This window comes from Companilactobacillus pabuli, from assembly GCF_014058425.1.
Lineage (GTDB): Bacteria > Bacillota > Bacilli > Lactobacillales > Lactobacillaceae > Companilactobacillus > Companilactobacillus pabuli.
On record NZ_CP049366.1, the window covers coordinates 625,764 to 645,728 of the forward strand.

Consider the following 19,965-nt stretch of genomic DNA (forward strand, 5'->3'; position numbering starts at 1 on the left):
ATTATCGTGTTAAGAAAAAGAGGAGGCAATTTTATGTCAGAGCAACCATATGATTTAAGAAGAGTTATTGATGAACTCAAACAGCAACCTGGTCAATATCACGAAACTGATGTTGAGGTCGATCCCGATGCTGAACTATCCGGAGTTTACCGTTATATCGGTGCCGGTGGAACAGTTAAGCGTCCAACTCAAGAAGGACCTGCTATGATGTTCAACAATGTGAAAGGATTTCCTAATACACGTGTTTTGATTGGTGCAATGGCTAGTCGTAAACGTGACGGAATGATTTTACACCACGATTACAAAACTTTAGGACGTTTGTTGAAGGATTCAGTCGAACATCCTGTAGCTCCAGAAATGGTGGATTCTGACAAAGCTCCAGTTCAAGAAGTAGTTCACAAAGTAACTGATAAGGATTTCGATATTAGAAAGATTTTGCCAGCTCCAACTAATACTGAATATGATGCTGGTCCTTATATCACAATGGGTCTAGTGTTAGGTTCAGATCCAGACAAAACCATGACTGATGTTACAATTCACCGTATGGTTTTGGAAGATAAAGATACTATCGGTATGTACATTATGCCTGGTGGTCGTCATATTGGTCATTTCCAAAAGCAATTTGAAAAATTAGATAAACCAATGCCAATTACAATTAATATTGGTTTGGATCCTGCTATTACTATTGGTGCAACATTTGAACCACCTACAACACCACTTGGCTATGATGAATTGAATATTGCCGGGGCTTTGCGTAATCAACCAGTACAATTAGTTAACGCTACATCAGTTGATGAAAAAGCAATTGCACGTGCTGAATACGTCGTTGAAGCTGAAATCATGCCTAATCAAACGATGCAAGAAGATATCAACACTCATACTGGTAAAGCCATGCCAGAATTTCCTGGTTACAATGGTGATGCTAACCCAGCTGTTAATGTTGTTAAGGTCAAGGCCATTACTCACAGAAAAGACAATCCAATTATGCAAACAACAATTGGACCTAGTGAAGAACACGTTTCAATGGCTGGTATTCCTACTGAAGCAAGTATCCTTGAATTAGTTGATAAGGCTATTCCTGGAAAAGTTGTTAATGTTTACAATCCTCCTGCAGGTGGTGGTAAATTGATGACTATCATGCAAATCCACAAGGATAACGAAGCAGATGAAGGTATTCAAAGACAAGCTGCTATCTTAGCTTTATCAGCTTTTAAGGAATTGAAGACGGTCTTCTTAGTAGATGAAGATGTTGATATCTTTGACATGAACGACGTTGTTTGGACGATGAATACTCGTTTCCAAGGTGATAAAGATATCATGGTTCTACCAGGAATGCGTAATCATCCACTCGATCCTTCAGAAAGACCAGAATATGATCCTAAGTCAATTCGTGTTCGTGGGATGAGTTCTAAGACTATTATCGATGGGACAGTTCCATTTGATATGAAAGATCAATTCATCAGAGCTTCGTTTAAAGAAGTGAAAGACTGGAAGAAATATTTAGATTAAGGAAGTGTTGATATGGCACGTAAGAAAAAAATTGTCATCGGAATTACTGGTGCTTCAGGTACGATTTACGCAATTGATTTGATGAAGAAATTAAGTCAAATTGAAAACGTAGAAACACACGTCGTCATGAGTGCTTGGGCTAAAAAGAATTTGCAACTAGAAACTGATATGTCTCTAGCAGATATTAAGCAGTTAGCAGATTATTTTTACAGTGATAGTGACTTAGGAGCAACGATTGCCAGTGGTTCATTTTTGACTGATGGGATGGTAATCGTACCTGCTAGTATGAAGACTGTTGCCAGTATTGCCGTTGGTATCGGTGATAATTTAATTTCTCGTGCCGCTGACGTCACCTTAAAAGAACAACGTAAATTAATTATTGTTCCCAGAGAAACGCCATTAAATACGATCCATTTGGAAAATATGACTAAATTATCTAAAATGGGCGTACAAATGATTCCTCCTATTCCAGCTTTTTATAATCATCCACAAACCATTCAAGATTTAGTTGATCATCAGACAATGAAAGAATTAGATGCTTTAAGAATTGAAAATGATTCCGACGGTCGTTGGGAGGGGATTTAATGAAATTCTCAGTTACACAAGAAAATTACACAATGGATTTAGAAATATTTGTAATCGGTAAAGATTTATTTGTAACGGTAACTGGTGGTGATACGCCTCATATTGGAACAGTGACGACTTTGACAAAGGACACTGAAATCCAGACGATCCGCTATCCGAGCCATGACGGCCGATTCCACAAAGACGATGTTTTAGCCGTTCGGATTGCAAAAATAGTTCAACCATTTTTGCCAGGAAGCTGTACGATAACTGCTGGTGTTCACGTTAATCATATTTCTAAAAAGCAAATTGCTGTTTCTTCGCAAATGGCTAAAAAACTCGGAGAAGATTTGAAGGACTGGTTGCAACAAACTAGTTTCGACTCTCCAGAACCAATTTATTATTCAGATTCAGAAAATCCGCAATAGAAAAGACTTAGAAAATCATAATTAGATTTTCTAAGCCTTTTTTTGTTGGGGTGTAAAAATGTTAAATTAAGATTATTGTTGTAAATAGAAGTCCCAGAACTTCTTGGCGACATCGATTTTTGACATCAGGGGCCAAGTTTCTGGAGCGTGATTCTTTTGTAATAGGGTTATTTTGTTAGTATCAACACCGAATCCGGCACCAGCTTGAGCAACGTTATTAGCTAAGATAACATCAGCATTTTTACTGTTGAGTTTCTTCTCAGCGTTGTCCAAAAGATTTTGCGTTTCAGCAGCAAAACCAACGACAAATTGCTTAGTTTTCGTAGCCGCAATAGTTTTTAGAATATCAGGATTCTTGGTTAATTTGATAGTGAAGATATCTTCATTAGGGTTTTTCTTGATTTTTTGGTCAGCAACTGTCATTGGCTTAAAGTCGGCAACCGCAGCGGCCATAACTAATACGTCAGTTTGTGGAAATTCTTGTTTTAAAGCCTGCATCAATTCATCAGCTGTTTGAATTTCAATTTTATTGACACCGGATAACTCGGTTTTAACACTAGTAATCAAAGTAACATCAGCACCTAGATTACGAGCAACTTTTGCCATGGCGATGCCCATTTTACCAGAAGAGCGGTTACCGATATATCTAACTGGATCGATAGCTTCTTTAGTACCACCGGCAGTGACAATAACTTTTTGACCCTTGAGTTTAGGTTCAATAAAGAACTCTTCAATAGAAGTCATAATTTCGTCTAATTCAGGTAAGCGGCCTTTACCAGTCATCCCTTCAGCTAAAAAGCCAGTTGCTGGTTGAATAACTTTGACATTATTAGCTTGTAAGAATTGCAGATTTCTTTGTACAGCAGGATTATCTAACATGTCAGTGTTCATCGCTGGGAAGACTAACTTAGGAGCTTTGGTAGCTAATAAGCTGGTTGAGACGACATCGTCAGCGATACCGTTAGCCATTTTTCCGATAATATTGGCTGTGGCTGGAACAACAATTGCTAAATCAGTCCACAAAGCTAGTTTAATGTGGGGAATAAAGTCATCGTTACTAGTTTGAGCTGTAAAATTATCAGTAATGACGGGTCGCTGGCTCAAAGTAGCAAACGTCAATGGTGTGACGAATTGTTGAGCTTCTTTAGTCATAATGACTTGTACGTTTACTTGTTGTTTGATTAATGCTCTAACGACATTGAGTGTTTTGTATGCAGCAATGCCGCCACTGACATAGACTGCAATGTTTTTATCCTTTAACATTTTTCACCTCGTATAATTTTTTCTACTATTATTATACAATTTTTGGATATACTATTAGCTAGTACATGGAGGAAAACATGAGTATTTATACAGCAGACATAATTTTGTTTTTATTGTTGGTTTCGATTTTGAATAATCCGCTTTTGAATATTTTCCAGGCGTTAGGATGGAATTTTTTATTTAGTGAAGTTTTGATTGGGGTTATTTTGTTAGCTATTGTGGTTGTCGTGCATAAGTTTTTGTTTAGTAAGTTTCTTAAATAAGATAATTTGGGTTTAGTTAAATATGCCGTCGTCCGCAAAAGCCCTGTGATTGGCTGGAACGCTGCCGACGCCACTTTGAACTACTGCATAAACCAGGTGCGCAGCATTTCAAAGCTGGGTCTTATTCTAAGCAACAAGTTGCTAAGAATAATTTGGCGGCTGAGCCATCACAGGGCTTTTGCTACCGACTAAATTTCAACTTCTATTTATTTTTTACAGCACCATATAAAAAGAAGATACTACCAGAACCACAGCAATATACTGCAATTCCAATAATATCTTCTATTAATTTTCTGAAGTTATTTATATAAAGATAGAAATCACTATCTAGTCGGGAGTGAGGTCCTAGAAAATGCTCAGCTGTGAAATTTCTCTTGGCAATTTATTGCCTAGCAAAGGCTCCAAGTTGTGGACACATTCTCCAGCAATTTTCCAGGGCCGAACGGACGACGGCAGTTAAAGTACAACTCAAAATACTTTTTAGAATTTCGACCTTTAGTACATAAAAGTGTAAAATTAAGTTAATAAAATTTCCACCAGAGAAGAGGTTTTGAGATGGAAAATATTTCTCAACGAGAGCTTGAAAATCAAGAGTTGGCTAAAGATGCCGCTCAAGAGGCTGTCGTTTTATTACAAAATAAAAATCAAACTTTACCATTAAAAAATAAAACAGTTGCTCTATATGGACACGGTGCTTTTGCCACTGTAAAAGGTGGAACTGGGTCTGGTGACGTTAATCAAAGAAGCGTTGTTAGTATTTTACAGGGCTTAGAAAATGCTGGATTTACAGTGACAACTAAGTCTTGGTTGATGCGATTGCAACGTTTTTATCAACAGCAAAAACAAGAGCACGATGAAAAACTAAAAGATGACCCGATGGCAATTTTGGCACCCGGTTTTACTTTTAAAGACCCAGAGATTGCCGAATTTGAGGATGCGGTAACGGGGATTTATGTGATTTCGCGTGTATCTGGTGAAAACTATGATCGTCGCAATCGCAAAGGCGATTTTAAGTTAACCGATAATGAGTTATCAAATATCATCCAAATGAGTCAATTTTATTCTAATAGTATCGTCCTATTAAATGTTGGCGGCGTTATGGATACTAGTTTTATCGATCAATGTCCAATGCTTGATAGTGTCGTCTTAGTTTCTCAATTAGGTATGACAACTGGTGATGCTGTGGCTTCGATTTTGGATGGGACTAAAACTCCTTCTGGTAAATTAACTGATACTTGGGCTTATAACTATGAAGATTATCCTAGTTCTGAAAATTTTGGGATGTCTAATCCTGAATATGTTGAAGGAATTTATGTCGGATATCGTTATTTTGATAGTTTCCGAATTAAACCACGTTTTGAATTTGGCTTTGGTCAAAGTTATGCAAAGTTTTTCTTAAAGACTCAAAAAGTTAATATCAACGAGGAACGAATTCGCTTGCAGGTTGCAGTTGAGAATGGCAGTGAGAAATTTTCTGGTCAAGAGACTGTACAAGTTTATGTTTCAAAGCCTCAGACTGATATTCCTACACCTTATCAAGATTTAGTGGCTTATCAAAAGACAACGTCACTACGTCCCAATGCTCGTCAAACCTTAGAATTCACTGTACCAATGGCTGATTTGAGGATTTTTGATACAGAACTAGGCGCTTATGTCTTGATGCCAGGTACTTATTATTTGCGAGTTGGTAATAGTTCTCGAAATACTCAAGTGGTTGCAAGCTTTAAATTAGATGAGAAAGTTATTTTAGAAAAAGTTGATGACTTATTAGTACCAAGAATCGACCCAACTACTTTGACGACTAATAAAGTATCTTTAAAAAATGTTAGTGGTGTACCTTTCTTCCTATTGAAGGCCGCTAATTTCCCAGAAACCAAGTTTGCTCATTACCAAGAAAAAAATGATGTAACAACTTTTGTCGAAAAACGTGAGGATTTACCCGGCAAAGGGTTGAATCAAATTATTGAACACGTTCGAAATGCTACGGGAAAAACCTTTGATGATGTAAGTAGTGGCGATGTTGAATTAGCTGAATTTGTAGCTAGCTTGACTGATCAAGAGTTAGTCGATTTAGTTGAAGGTCAAATGTCAGCTAACAAAAATGGCGTCGTTGGGATTTCGTCTGATTTAGTTCCTGGTGCTGCTGGTCAAACTGGTACAATCAAAAATAAGAAGATTCCACCAATTGTCATGGCTGACGGTCCCGCAGGAGTTAGAGTTGAACCTGTTTATAAACAAGATGATCAGGTAATTGAACATTTTGCAACAGCTTGGCCAATCGGAACAGCCTTAGCCCAAACATGGAATAAGGATTTGGTTGAAAAGGTTGGTTTTGCCGTTGGAACGGAATTAAAAGAATTTGGAATCGATTTGTGGTTGGCTCCTGGGATGAATATTCATCGTGATCCACTCGGTGGTCGTAATTTTGAGTATTTCTCAGAAGATCCATATTTATCAGGAACAATGGCTGCTTTTGAAACTAAGGGTGTTCAAACGCATCACGGTATCGGTGTAACGATCAAGCATTTCTTCGGTAACAATCAAGAGAGTCATCGAAACTATGGAAACAGTGTTATTGGTGAACAAGCTTTACGTCAGATTTATTTACGTAATTTTGAAATTGCTATTAAGACTTGTGCACCAGTCGCTGTTATGACATCTTACAATCGTGTTAATGGTATCTTCTCAGGTAGTAATTTTGAACTATTGACAAATATTTTACGTGATGAATGGCATTTTGACGGGCTCGTAATGACTGATTGGTTCAGTTCAGCTAACCCTAAACAAAGTATGCATGCTGGGAATGACTTGATCATGCCTGGAAATTCAAAATCAGAATTGATGAGTGCAGTAACTGATTTTGGACCAGAATTTGATGAACAAGGTAATTTATTGATCAAACACGACTATGACTTCTTAAAGAAACGCAGTGTTGAAACAGAGATGTGGAATGACTTCATAGTTGATAATGAAGGGGAAGTAATAGTAAAACTTAGAATTGGTGACGATTCTAAATTAAAGGATCGTCTCAAAGATTGGGTTTACGATGGCGTGGCTCAAATTATTGATAATCATCATGTTTTGCTTTCTGGTAAATGGAAAGATAACAATGATTTGTACTTAGGAGATTTGCAGAAATCAGCTATTAACGTTTTGAAGACAGTTTTAAAATTAAAATATTAGGCACAAAAAAAGCGGACCAATTCAATTGAGGGTTCTTTCTTAAGTTAGGTTACCGTTAGATGTCGTTGTCCGTTCTGCTTTGTGGACGCTGGAACGTACTGGGCGCAACTTGAAGCTAATTCCAGAACCGGGAATCATCTCCAAGCTTGGCCTTTTACTAAGCGATAAATCGTTCAGTACTGAGCATCCACAAAGCTGCCACTACCGACTGAATAACATCATTTATCGTTTATTTTAAATAAATCAAAGTCAAAAATAGCATCTATTCAAATACAGCCAATTAACGCGGCTGCCATTATTTGAATAGATGCTTATTTGTTTGATTCCATAAAAATATGAAACAACTTTCTAGTCCGGAATAGCAAAGAAAATTGGCTCAGTAGTGAAATTATTCTTAGCAACTTGTTGCTTAGAATAAGGCCGAGTTTTGAGATTTTGCGCACTTGGTTTATGCAAAAGCTCAAAATCGTGCCCACTACGTTCCAGCCAAATTTTCTTTGCTATGGAGGACGGAATCCTAAACTAACCTAACTTAAGAAAGAACCAATTGAGAATTGATTCGCTTTTTTGTATTAATTAGTATCTGTTTAATAATTCAACGTAGGCATCAACGATACTTTGTAAGAATCCAACAGTACCTTCAGCAACGTTGCCATCTTCATCGAGAATCTTTGTAACGTTTCCGATGTAAGCTTCTGGTTGTTGCAATGTTGGCATGTTCAAGAATACTAGTGATTGACGTAGGGCATGGTTAGCACCGAAACCACTAATAGCACCAGGTGAAACACTGATTACAGCAGCGGGCTTTTTGTCCCAAGCACTTTGACCATAAGGACGAGAACCAACATCAATAGCGTTCTTCAAGCCACCAGGAATTGAACGGTTGTATTCAGGTGTGACGAATAGAACACCAGCAGCTTCCTTGATTTGATTTCTGAATGCAGTATATTCTGCAGGAACATTTTCAGGTGTATCGATATCTTCGTTGTAAAGTGGTAGGTTACCAATCTCAACAAATTCTGGTTCGTAATCACTAGGGAATAATTTCATAACATTCTTAGCGATTTGTTTTGAGAATGATCCTTTACGTAAACTACCAACTACAACAGCAATTTTTTTTGACATATAAAACTCCTCCATATCCTTCGATATTTCTAAATTAGCATAAAAAAAAACATTCAACAAATATTTGTTCTCGCAAACAAAAATATTTTTTTACAAGGTGGTAATCGGTTACAAAAATATTGATAACCAATTCACAATATGTTATAATTCATCACTTTTGTCAAAATATCATAAATAAAAAATCAAAATATGAATTTCATTACAATTAGATTACAGAAATTTAGTTCGCTGGAATTTTTTTATTGTGCCTGTAATATGTTTGTCATATTCGTCTTGTATAGTGTCATCTGGTAAACACAAAACCGGGGAGAGATTAGTTGCTAAAGCAAATTAAATTAGATGCACTACTTATTGTCAGTTTGATCATCACAGGGGGAATGGGATATACAGTCGCATATGCTGCTGATACTTCAACTGCACAAGTAAGTAATACAACGGATTTTCAAAAAACATTAACTAACTTGGAGACACATCAAACAGTTAATGATGATGCTAACACACTAAACAAGAAGGTATCATTACCAGGTAACAAAGAATTTATGCCAGGTATTAATAACAGTGAAAAAGATCCAAATATGGCTGATGTAGAAACACTTCAACAAGAAGTTGATCATGCACCAGTTCAAGAATCACAACCAGAACAAATTGAACAATCACAACAGGCAATTACACAAGCTGCCGCAGAACCACCTGTAGAAATGCAATCAAGTGGTCGCAATGTTGGGACTTTCAAAATCAGTTTTTATGATCCAGCTGTTTTAGGATCAGATATGGGTTATTCAGGAGTTGCCACTAATTTAAATGTAATTCCACGTGGATCACGTTTGAAGATTACGACAACTCAAGGAGATGTTTATTATCGTACTGTTAACGATACTGGAACATTTGCCTACGACAATCCATACCAAATCGATATGGCAATGCCAAACAGTATGATTCCTTCATACGGAATTACTAGTGCAACCGTTGAAATTATTGGTTAAACAAATACATTCGAATAATTATAAATCCGTTTTCACCAAAAAGTTGGGGTTAGCGGATTTTTTGTTTTACAATTAAGAAAAGCTATTAAAAAGAAGGGTAATAAATGAAAGCATTTGGTGTCACTAATAATAAATTTGAAAGTTTTACAGAATTTGAAAAGGCTAAAGAAAATCCGACTGGAAGAGATTTATTAGTCAAAATTGAGGGAATTTCGATCAATCCAGTGGACATCGCTACTAGAAAGAAAATTGCTGAAGATTTGTCAGATCCTAAAATTTTAGGTTATGACGGTTATGGTGTAGTCGACGCTGTCGGCAGTGAGGTTAAAAATTTCCAAGTCGGCGACAAAGTGTTCTTTGCTGGTGATTATACTCGTGACGGTTCATATCAAGAATATGAAATAATTGATGAACGGATTGTAGCTCATGCACCCAAGAAAACTTCAATTGAAAAAAGTGTCGCTATGCCATTAGTAACTTTGACAGCTAGCGAATTATTATTTGAAAAGTTGCAGATCAATCCGGCTCAAGATAATCGCGATAAAACTGTTTTGATTATCAATGGTGCTGGTGGTGTTGGTTCAATTGCCACTCAATTGGCCCATTTAGCCGGTCTAAGGGTAATTGCTACTGCTTCGACACCAGAAAAGGTTAACTGGGTCAAAGACTTAGGAGCTGATTTAGTGGTCAATCATCATCATGACTTGATCAAGCAAGTTCATGACTTAGGAATCAAACATGTTGATTACATTTTAGGCTTGAGCGATAACGATCCACACTGGTCAGAAATTGTTGAACTAATTAAACCATTTGGAACTTTTGCGACAATTACCAATCTACGTGAATCACAAATTGCTGATTTGAAACAAAAGTCGGTCAATTTTGCTTGGGAGTGGATGTTTACCAAAGCTAAATTTAAATTGGATTCAATGTCCACACAAGGTGACTATTTAGAAAAATTAGCTCAAGGTCTAGATAGTGGCATGATTACTTCGACTGTAACGAAAGTCTTCCACGGTTTTAATTTAGAGAATATTAAAAAAGCTACACAATTAGTAGAAGCCGGTCATATGATGGGGAAAGTAGTTATTAAAGCTTAATTTAAGTTAAAAAGAGGATGATACTGTTAGTAAGTATCATCCTCTTTAGTTTAGATTAAATTGTAATGTTTCAAGCCGTTAACAATACCACCGTTAACGTTTTCAGTGGTAATATAAGTAGCAGCGTCCTTAACTGAATCTATACCATTACCCATAGCAATGTCATAATCGGCGTATTTGATCATAGGTAAGTCGTTAGTTCCGTCACCAAATGCATAAACTGGTTTGTCTTCTAGTTCTAAGCCTTTAATAAGATGTTTGATACCACTCATCTTAGAAACGTCTTTTTCAACTGTATCGATTGAATAAGGACCAGTTTTATAGAATTTTAATTCAGGGAACTTTTCTTGATACCGTTCTGAATCACCGCCAGATACTACGACAACCATAGGAACGTCACCTTTTTGGTAAAAGAGTGGATCGATTGAAGGCAAGTCGATATCAACGGCGTGATAAAATTCTTCAACGAAGGGACTGGCTTCACTAAGAAATGATTCAGTCGGTGAGTGCATGCTAACACTGTCACCGAATTTCTTTGCTTGCTCAATAACTTGTTTTACTAATTCAGGTTTAATATTATTTTGATAAATAATATTATCCTGTGATTGGACAAATGCGCCATTTAAAGTAATATAAGTATCAATACCAGTCGTACTAGTAGCGGCTTCAATTTCAATAGGGGAGCGTCCAGTACTGATAACTGGTAAGTAGCCGTTCTCTTTTAATTGGTGGACCGCTGTCGCTACAGAGTCATCCACTCGAGATTGGGCGTTTAGAAGAGTTCCGTCCAAATCAAAGAAGACGGTACCACGATAATTGTTTTGCAAAAAATCACCAACTTAATTTTATTTTGTATACTAGTAATATGGTAACAATTTTTATTGTAATGATATAGTCAAATCTCACATATGGAGTGATATGTTTATGAAAATATTAATGATTGAGGATAACAAGTCTGTTTCTGAAATGATGGGCATGTTCTTTCAAAAAGAAAAATGGGAAGCAAGCTTTGCCTACGATGGTAATGAAGCGGTCGATATGTTTAATGAAGACCCAGATAAATGGGATATGATTACCTTAGACTTGAACTTACCGGGAAAAGACGGGATGGAAGTAGCTAAGGAAATTAGAAAAGTTTCCAAAACTGTTCCGATCATCATGTTGACGGCTCGTGATACGGAAAGTGATCAAGTGCTCGGTTTGGAATTTGGTGCTGACGATTACGTTACAAAGCCATTCAGCCCGATTACTTTGATTGCTAGAATGAAGGCCATTCACCGTCGTGATGAAAATATGGCCGAAAAATTGGCAGAATCGACACCGGTTAATGCTGAAGTGGAAGAGGCTGACGATGGTTTTGACATCAATACTGGTTTCTTTAAATTGAATTCAAATACACGTGAAGCATATCTAAATGGTAAAGAAATTCCTGATTTGACACCAAAGGAATTTGATTTGTTGAAGACTTTGGCAAGTAAACCTAAACAAGTTTTCTCTCGTGAACAATTGCTAGAACAAGTTTGGGATTACGATTATTTTGGTGAAGAAAGAACCGTTGATGCTCACATTAAGAAATTGCGTCAAAAGATTGAAAAAGTTGGACCTCAAGTTATTGAAACTGTTTGGGGTGTCGGCTACAAATTTGATGATACAGGAGCAAAAAATAAAGCATAATGAAACTAATCTATCAAAACATGCTGAGTTTTTTGATCGTTATTTTGACGACTCTTGGAATTATTTTGTATTCCGTTACTAGTGCAGCTACGAATTGGGAATACAATCGGACCTACAAGAGTTTGGAAAGTTATGCTGGTAATCTGGAAAAGATAGCTTTGAAAACTGATCCTAAAACTGGGCAGATTCATAATATCACTGGCGACAATATTAGAACGGTTGAACAAGTATTGTCAGAGAGAAATGTTCAATTTGCTATTTTTGACTATAACAACAACCAAGTTTATCCAACGCCACCAACAAATGTAAAATTGCACTTGAAACAATCTTACTGGAAAAAGCTTAAGCAAGGTAAGACGATTCGTAATATTCAAAAATCACAAAATGCTGAAGGTAATCCTAGACTTCGAAAGGACGATAATCGGAGCTATGTTTACGTCTTAACACCGTGGTTCCAAAATGGAAAATTGATAGCGGCTGTTTGGGCCGGATCGGATGTTTCTGAATTGCAGACTAATATTGGTGAAATCAACAGTCGACTTTATTTTGCCTTATTGATTTCTCTTTTAGCTGCGATACTTTTGAGTTTCATATTATCTAGGTATCAAGTTGATCGAATCAATCGACTACGTGGTGCAACGAAGAAAGTTGCTAATAATGATTTCTCAGTACACATTGAAAGCAAAGGTCGTGATGAACTGGACGATTTGGCAGATGATTTCAACCAAATGGTTAAGTCACTAGAGGCTTCTGATACTGAAATTAAGCGTCAGGAACAACGTCGTAAGGAATTCATGGCTGATGCCTCTCACGAAATGAGAACACCACTAACGACCATCAATGGACTGTTGGAGGGCTTAGCTTATGATGCCATTCCTGAAGAGTCTAAAGGTCAAAGTATTCAATTGATGCGCAATGAGACTAAACGTTTGATTCGATTAGTTAATGAGAATTTGGATTATGAGAAAATTAGAACTAACCAAATTACTATGGCCAAACGAGTTTTCGATGCCAATAAACCATTGCATGATATAACTTCACAATTGGATAAAAAAGCTAAGACAGCTGGCGATGAATTGATTTTGAAACCTTATGAAGGTGAATTGAAGACTTACGCTGATTATGACCGTTTTGTACAGGTTATTTTTAATATCATGCAAAATGCTATTCAATTTACTAATAATGGCAAAATCTTTATTAGCGGCAGTCGTAATGAAGAACGTCACGCTTCAGTCTTCATAATTTCTGATACTGGTATCGGGATGTCTGAAGATCAGGTCAAAAATATTTGGGATCGTTATTATAAAGCTGATCCATCTCGTAAGAATCGTAAGTATGGTGAATCAGGACTCGGACTTTCAATCGTTCATCAATTGGTGGAAAATCATGGTGGTGAAATTGAAGTTAAGAGTAAGCTCAATGAAGGAACTACCTTTACTGTGACATTATTTGACGAAGGATATGAGCACAAGCAAGATAAACAAAAACAAGACTAGTAAAGTACACCATTTTGGTGTACTTTTTTGATATATATTACGGAGGATTAACTGATGAAATATGAATGGCGTAAGCTTGAACGTGACTTTTATTCAACTAAGAAAAAGCCAGTGATTTTAAATATTCCAAAACAAAAATTTATCTCATTATCTGGGACTGGTAATCCTAATGGTCCTGAATTTTCTCAAAAGATTCAAATTTTGTATCCAGCCGCATATGGAATTAAGGGTGCGTATAAAAAGGTAGCAGACTCTCAAGAATTTGACGATTATGTAGTATTTCCGTTGGAAGGCGTTTGGTCATTGACGAAAAAAGGTCAGCAACTAGATTATTTAGATAAAAATGAATTCAGTTATGACATTATGATTAGAATCCCAGATTTTGTTTCTGATGATTTGGTTAAATCAGCCTTGCAATCGGTCAAAGAAAAGAAATCTTTGGCTGAAATAGATAATCTTGAGATTAAAGAATATCCGGCTATGGAAGTAGCCCAAATATTGCATGTAGGTAGTTATGATGATGAGCCTGCTAGTTTTAAGAAAATTGACGATTTAGTCGCTAGTGAAAATAAACAACGCATATTTAAGGTTCATCGTGAAATTTATTTATCTGATGCCCGCCGAGTGGAACCCGACAAATTAAAAACTATCTTAAGATATCAAATTAAATAAAGATATCTTCTTATTAAAAAAACTCCAATAAGTCCTAAATTCTTAGGCATTTATTGGAGTTTTTTTATTTTTGATTTAAATAATCCCAACTGTCAATCGGCGTACGATCATTTTGTAGTTGTACCGCATCAGTTGTGTAGAGATCAGTCGTTGATTTATTACCATTCTTTGAATAGAGACTAGTTGATTTGTCTCCAAGTTTGTTACGAAGTTCTTCCATTTGTTGCACTTGATTCAAGTAAGAATAATTATTTGGATCAGTAGGTGTGAAATTATTTGGTGTGTAGAAGCGGAGCAGATTTTTATTGTTGATATTATCAGAAGTTTTCAGCTTAGTATCAACATCCTTCTCCCATTTAGCAACTTTAGTGACTAATTCAGGGTTATTGCGCATGTCAACTTCTTCGCCAGTTTCATTGGTGTAAACAGTTGTCGAAGTTCCATTTCTGATAACAGTGTATTTTGGCGTTACGAAGCTTTTCTTTCTGAAGGCAACGATTGAATTATGTTGTTTGGAAAGTAAATCGGTTCCTAATTGTACGTACGATTTAGTATTTACTCCAGCTAAATGCAAGATTGTTGGTAGGACATCGATTTCATCACCATAAGTGTGATTAATTCCACCTTTTAGACCGTCCATATGGATCATAAAAGGAACGCGCTGCATTTGAATATTGTCAAATTTTGTCCAAGTCTCTGGGGTTTTGCCAAGCATTGTCGAAAGAGCCTTGTGTTGTTCGTCATTTAATCCGTAATGATCACCGTAAAGTACGACTATGGTGTTCTTTTCCAATCCAGAGGCTTTCAAATAGTTGAAAAATTCTTCAACAGATTTATCGAGATAGTGGGCAGTTTTGAAATAGTCATTTACAACAGAATTTTCGTTGTCAGAAGTTTGGAAACCAGCATTGTCTTCGTCAGAAAATTGATATCCAACGTGGTTAGTGATGGTTAAGAACTTGGTATAGAAGGGTTGTTGCATTTGCTCTAGATATTTGACTCCTTCAGAAAAGAGCAGTTTGTCTTTGATACCATAACCATTTAGCGATAAGGTATCAGAATCCTTAGTATCATAGTAGCTCTTGTCGAAGAAATAATTGTAGCCCATATTTTTATAAGTGATGTTTCGTCCCCAAAAGCTTCCAATATTACCGTGAAAGACGGCACTCGTATAACCCTTTTGTTGGGCCAAAATTGCCGGTGCTGATTGGAAAGTGTTGTCGCCACCAAGTTTTTGGAAAAATGAGCCTTCAGGCAATCCGAATAAACCTGATTCGAGCATCGTTTCAGCATCACTAGTTCGACCGTTACCAACTTCATTGAAAAAGTTATCGAACGAAAGGGTATTTTGGTCATTGTAAAGACTGTTTAAAAATGGAGTGACCTCTTGGTCATTAACTTTCATACCAATTAAGAATTGTTCAAAACTTTCTAGATGGATAATAATGATATTTTTGCCATTAGCTTTACCGAAATACTTGGGATTTGGTTTAGCATAATTATTATTGACATAATCCAAAACATCATCGACCTCAGCCTCAGTTGCACTAGAGCGTACTTGATTGTTTTGAACTGAACGAACTGAATCATAGCCTAAAAATGAGTTGATGCCGAGATATTGCACGATATAAGAGTGATCAAAGGTTCTTCCAAGTAATTGTGGACGATTAGCTTCAGAACCTGCTAAATCGGCAGAAAATAAAGCAATACCCAACATACTAGTAGCTAGGGCATTGAGTTTTCTAAAGGGACGTTGATCGATTTTTACGAAACGAGTTGTGAATAATAAAATAATTACTACAAAATCAATCAAGTAAATTAAATCTCTTGGCTGCATTGAACTTAAAGTACTAGCCCCTAAACCTTTAGCAACCTTAGTAACACCAAGCATTGTACTGACAGAGATAAAGTCGGCCATTTCACGATAATATAGCAAATTAGCGTAAATGAAAATTGAGTCAGCAAGATAAATAAGTCCCATGACTATGTATGAGATTTTGGGTTTGTTGATATAGAGAGCTAATCCCAATAAAAAAACCAGTGTTGCCAAGGGATTGACTATCATAAAAAAGTATTGCCATAAGTTATTGATAGTTAAGCCAAAGTCCAGAAAATAGGTAACCACTGTTTTTAACCATAGACACAAGACTAGGAAACCCATGAATCCTAATCGCGTGTTCAATATGGATTTTATTTTTTGCATAATATCCCTCATAACTAAATTAATTCAATGATTAAATGATACGTTATTTCGGAAAAGAAAAAAAGCCAGCTTTAGCTGATTTAAGGCACTGGTTATCGTTAGGTGTCGTCGTCCGTTTTACTTTGTGGACGCTGGAACGTACTGAGCGCAACTTTAAGCCAATTCCAGAACCGAGAACAGTCTTAAAACTTGGCCTTTTACAAAAGCGATAAATCGCTAAGTAAAATTTCAGTACTGAGTGTCCACAAAGCAGCCACACTGAATAACGACATTTATTTTTATCTCAAGTAAATCAAAAAGCCTCAATTCAGATATAGTCGAGTAACTATCTATTTGAATTGAGGCTTATTTGTTTGGTCATAAAGATATAGAACCACTGTCTAGTCCGGAATAGCAAAGAAAATTGGCTCAGTAGTGAAATTATTCTTAGCAACTTGTTGCTTAGAATAAGGTCGAGTTTTGAGATTTTGCGCACTTGGTTTATGCAAAAGCTCAAAATCGTGCCCACTACGTTCCAGCCAAATTTTCTTTGCTATGGAGGACGGAATCCCAAACTGATCTAGCTTAAGAAAGAACCAACTTAATTAGTAGAATCATTTTTTCCTTTTAGAACACTGGACCAACTATCAATTACAGACCGGTCACCATTTAGTTCAGGTGCATCAGTTGAGTAAAGGTTGGTAGTTGACTTGTTGCCATTTTGTGAATAGACACTTGTAGATTTCAATCCAAGATTATTTCTAGTAGCAACCAATTTTTGAATTTCATTTTGATAATTATATTCCTTGCTATCAACAGGGGTAAAACCAGTAGGCGTGTAGAATCTCAGAAGGTTCTTGTTGTTGATCGTGTCGGATAGTTTCAATTTGTCGTTGACGTATTGTTGCCATTTAGCTACTTTTTCTTTTAATTTAGGATTTTGACTTAAATCTACCAACTCACCAGTTTTATTTTTATAAACTTCTGGGTCGCCATTACTATTCTTTAAGACTGTGTAATGAGGTGTGACGAAGTTTTTATTTCTAAAGATAACGATTTGATTGTGTTGTTTTGATAGTAAATCAGTTCCTAACTGAATGTACTGCTTAGTATTGATCCCGGCCAAATGTAAAATAGTTGGCAAGACGTCGATCTCACCACCATAAGAGTGATTGATACCACCTTTAAGGCCTTTCATGTGAATCATAAAGGGAACCTTTTGCATTTGCGAATCATTGAAGTCGGACCAATCATTCGTATCGACACCTAACAATGGAGCCAAATCAGGATTTTGACTGTTGGAAAGGCCGTAATGATCACCGTAAAGAACAATCATGGAATTATCATAGATCCCACTAGATTTTAGATAATTGAAGAATTCTTGCAAAGCATTGTCCAAGTAATGAGCAGTTAAAAAGTAATTGTTAACAGCACTGTTGCTTGTATTAGGTGCTTGGAAACCATCGTTGTCTTCATCTGGTAATTCGAATGGATAATGGTTAGTAACGGTAATAAATTTAGTGTAGAAAGGCTGTTGCAATTGCTCAAGATACTTAACACTTTCTGAAAGCATCAGTTTATCTTTCATACCATATTCCAAACTAGAATCGGCTGTTTTGTTAAAGTAATTTGAATCAAAGAAATAATCATAGCCCATGTTTTTATAGACATTATCACGATTCCAAAAACTTCCAATATTCCCATGGAAAACGGCACTAGTATAGCCTTCTTTTTGTCCAAGAATGGCCGGTGCAGCCTGGAAAGTATTGTCACTGCCGAGTTTTGAGAAGAGGGAACCTTCTGGCAATCCGAAGAGTCCTGTCTCTAACATATTCTCAGCATCACTAGTTTTTCCTTGACCAACTTCATGGTAAAAATTATCAAACGACATCGTGTTTTTATCACTGTAAAGGCTATTTAAAAACGGTGTAACTTCTTGACCATTAACTTTGTAATTGATGAGGAATTGTTGAAAACTTTCCAAATGAATTACAATAATATTTTTACCTTTAGCTTTGCCAAAGTATGTTGGATTGGGTTTGGCGTAATTCTTTTTAACTTCAGTTAAAACGTCATCCATATCGGTACCAACAGCTTCCGAACGCACTTGATTGTTTTGAACTGTTTTAATCGAATCATAGGCTAGGAAACTGTTTAAACCTAAATATTTAACAATGTAAGCACGATCGAAGGTCCGTCCTAGTAATTGTGGACGATTACTTTCAGCAATAGTTAAATTTAATGAGAAGAGAAAGATTCCCAAAAAAGTTGTTGCAATTGCAGTTAACTTTTTCATAGGTTGAGGATCAATTTTGATATAATGGGTTAGTAACAAAATTGCTAAAATAATGAAATCTAATCCATAAATAAAATCATGGATTTGAACTAAATTAGCAGCACTACCACCGAGACCCTTGGAGACCTTAGCAGCACCAGCGATTGTGTTAAAAGATAGAAAATCACTAAATTCCCGGTAATAAAGAATATTTCCGTATAAAAGGGCTGACTCTAAAACATAGATAAAGCCCATAACGATATAGGAAATTTTGGAACGATTGATGTATAACGCTATGCTCAAAAGTATAACGGCTGTTGCAATGGGATTGATTATTAAAATAAAATGTTGTAACGGGTCCGAAACGCCTAGTGAAAAATCACAGTAATAGGCAATAATAGTTTTGATCCATAGTAAAGCGACTAATAGAGCCATAAAGCCCAATCGCTTGTTCAAGATATTTTTTAATTTATTCATTAGAAATTCCTTGTTTTTAAAAATTCTTAAATAAATCTATTTAAAGACTAAATAAATCACTTAATTGTTAGTATAATACGTTATAGGTAAAAAGTGGGAAAGAATGAGCAAAATGATATTTTTAGGACCATTATATAGTTATATATATGCGCGTTTTGCAACAAAATTTAATCATTTTCCATTGATTCGGCTTTCTTTTTACGCTGTTGATAAAGCAATATTATATACTTTAATTTTTATAATTTTAAGGTATATCTGGGTTAAAATAAAGAAAAGAAATACTACCTTTTGGTATGAGTTTTGGCTCAGCGTGTTCGTTTTTTATGTTTTCCTACTTTTTGCTTTGACAGTTTTTCGAGATGGCTACTTCATATGGCAATTCAAATTTTTCTGGCACCGTCCGTTATCCGATATAAATACCATTCCACTGATAGAAACGATGAAGTTAGCAGATGCTAAGTCATTGGTCGACTTTTTTTATAATTTGTATGGTAATATTGTGTGGTTCGTACCGATGGGATTCTTCATTCCCGCATTAAGTAAGCGCCACCTCAACTTTCTGCAAGTTGTCTTAATGGGTGCGATGATTTCAGTGTCAATTGAAGCTTTACAGTTTGTTTTAAATACTGGTGTCACCGATATTGATGATGTTATCTTCAATACTTTAGGTGCTGTGGTAGGGTATTTATTATATTTTTTAGGAAAATGGATAAAAAAGCTAATAAAAATTTGAAATTTTCTTCGAAAATGATTAATCTTAGATTTGACGAT

At 36.1% G+C, this 19,965-nt stretch carries 16 protein-coding genes; 11 read left to right on the plus strand and 5 right to left on the minus strand.

What is annotated here, in order from left to right; genetic code table 11:
- Positions 1-33 precede the first annotated feature (33 nt).
- Genes G6534_RS03040 through lpdD form a run of 3 tightly spaced genes read left to right on the plus strand, consistent with a single transcriptional unit; the run spans position 34 to position 2,501 of the window.
- Positions 34-1,509 carry a UbiD family decarboxylase gene (locus tag G6534_RS03040; RefSeq protein ID WP_059074979.1) on the plus strand — a complete coding sequence of 492 codons (1,476 nt, stop codon included), beginning with the start codon at positions 34-36 and terminating at the stop codon, positions 1,507-1,509.
- 12 nt (positions 1,510-1,521) lie between these two features.
- The gene (locus G6534_RS03045; RefSeq protein ID WP_059074978.1) at positions 1,522-2,094 is read left to right on the plus strand and encodes a UbiX family flavin prenyltransferase; all 573 of its coding nucleotides are present in this window, start codon (positions 1,522-1,524) and stop codon (positions 2,092-2,094) included.
- Positions 2,094-2,501: a prenylated flavin chaperone LpdD gene (gene lpdD / locus G6534_RS03050; protein WP_059074977.1), complete on the plus strand. Its 408-nt coding sequence runs from the start codon at positions 2,094-2,096 to the stop codon at positions 2,499-2,501. Before G6534_RS03045 ends, lpdD begins: the two co-directional genes overlap by 1 nt.
- A 72-nt stretch (positions 2,502-2,573) precedes the next feature.
- On the opposite strand, the gene coaBC is transcribed toward lpdD, so the two are convergent.
- Positions 2,574-3,764 (minus strand): bifunctional phosphopantothenoylcysteine decarboxylase/phosphopantothenate--cysteine ligase CoaBC, encoded by a 1,191-nt coding sequence (gene coaBC / locus G6534_RS03055; RefSeq protein WP_059074976.1) that lies wholly within the window; start codon positions 3,762-3,764, stop codon positions 2,574-2,576.
- Between the two features lie 77 nt (positions 3,765-3,841).
- Between coaBC and G6534_RS03060 the strand changes: the two genes are divergently transcribed.
- Together G6534_RS03060 and G6534_RS03065 are read left to right on the plus strand one after the other, a co-directional pair.
- On the plus strand, positions 3,842-4,027 hold the full coding sequence (locus G6534_RS03060) for a hypothetical protein (protein WP_059074975.1): 186 nt from the start codon (positions 3,842-3,844) through the stop codon (positions 4,025-4,027).
- 555 nt (positions 4,028-4,582) lie between these two features.
- Entirely contained in the window at positions 4,583-7,210 is a 2,628-nt protein-coding gene (locus G6534_RS03065; protein ID WP_059074974.1) for a glycoside hydrolase family 3 protein, read from the plus strand.
- A 576-nt stretch (positions 7,211-7,786) separates the two neighbouring features.
- Here the strand turns inward: G6534_RS03065 and G6534_RS03070 are convergent.
- Complete coding sequence (locus tag G6534_RS03070) at positions 7,787-8,335, minus strand: NADPH-dependent FMN reductase (protein ID WP_182083130.1); 549 nt, start codon at positions 8,333-8,335, stop codon at positions 7,787-7,789.
- A 317-nt stretch (positions 8,336-8,652) separates the two neighbouring features.
- Between G6534_RS03070 and G6534_RS03075 the strand changes: the two genes are divergently transcribed.
- Both G6534_RS03075 and G6534_RS03080 read left to right on the plus strand, forming a co-directional pair.
- Complete coding sequence (locus G6534_RS03075) at positions 8,653-9,318, plus strand: hypothetical protein (RefSeq protein WP_059075097.1); 666 nt, start codon at positions 8,653-8,655, stop codon at positions 9,316-9,318.
- 104 nt (positions 9,319-9,422) lie between these two features.
- Positions 9,423-10,418, plus strand: coding sequence for a zinc-binding alcohol dehydrogenase family protein (locus G6534_RS03080; RefSeq protein WP_059075098.1), 996 nt, complete (start codon positions 9,423-9,425; stop codon positions 10,416-10,418).
- 50 nt (positions 10,419-10,468) lie between these two features.
- On the opposite strand, the gene G6534_RS03085 is transcribed toward G6534_RS03080, so the two are convergent.
- A complete protein-coding gene (locus G6534_RS03085; protein WP_182083131.1) occupies positions 10,469-11,245 on the minus strand; it encodes a Cof-type HAD-IIB family hydrolase in 777 nt (258 codons plus the stop codon).
- Between the two features lie 97 nt (positions 11,246-11,342).
- Between G6534_RS03085 and G6534_RS03090 the strand changes: the two genes are divergently transcribed.
- From G6534_RS03090 to G6534_RS03100, 3 genes are read left to right on the plus strand one after another with little or no spacing between them, the layout of a single operon-like run.
- Positions 11,343-12,092, plus strand: coding sequence for a response regulator transcription factor (locus tag G6534_RS03090; RefSeq protein WP_010020345.1), 750 nt, complete (start codon positions 11,343-11,345; stop codon positions 12,090-12,092).
- On the plus strand, positions 12,092-13,588 hold the full coding sequence (locus G6534_RS03095) for a sensor histidine kinase (protein WP_059075100.1): 1,497 nt from the start codon (positions 12,092-12,094) through the stop codon (positions 13,586-13,588). Before G6534_RS03090 ends, G6534_RS03095 begins: the two co-directional genes overlap by 1 nt.
- 54 nt (positions 13,589-13,642) lie before the next feature.
- A complete protein-coding gene (locus G6534_RS03100; protein WP_059075101.1) occupies positions 13,643-14,260 on the plus strand; it encodes a GyrI-like domain-containing protein in 618 nt (205 codons plus the stop codon).
- Between the two features lie 64 nt (positions 14,261-14,324).
- Here G6534_RS03100 and G6534_RS03105 read toward each other — a convergent pair whose 3' ends face one another.
- Together G6534_RS03105 and G6534_RS03110 are read right to left on the minus strand one after the other, a co-directional pair.
- Positions 14,325-16,463 carry an LTA synthase family protein gene (locus tag G6534_RS03105; RefSeq protein WP_059075102.1) on the minus strand — a complete coding sequence of 713 codons (2,139 nt, stop codon included), beginning with the start codon at positions 16,461-16,463 and terminating at the stop codon, positions 14,325-14,327.
- A 580-nt stretch (positions 16,464-17,043) separates the two neighbouring features.
- The gene (locus G6534_RS03110) at positions 17,044-19,194 is read right to left on the minus strand and encodes an LTA synthase family protein (RefSeq protein ID WP_182083132.1); all 2,151 of its coding nucleotides are present in this window, start codon (positions 19,192-19,194) and stop codon (positions 17,044-17,046) included.
- Positions 19,195-19,306: 112 nt separating this feature from the next.
- On the opposite strand from G6534_RS03110, the gene G6534_RS03115 reads away from it, so the two are divergent.
- Complete coding sequence (locus G6534_RS03115) at positions 19,307-19,927, plus strand: VanZ family protein (RefSeq protein ID WP_059075108.1); 621 nt, start codon at positions 19,307-19,309, stop codon at positions 19,925-19,927.
- Positions 19,928-19,965 lie beyond the last annotated feature (38 nt).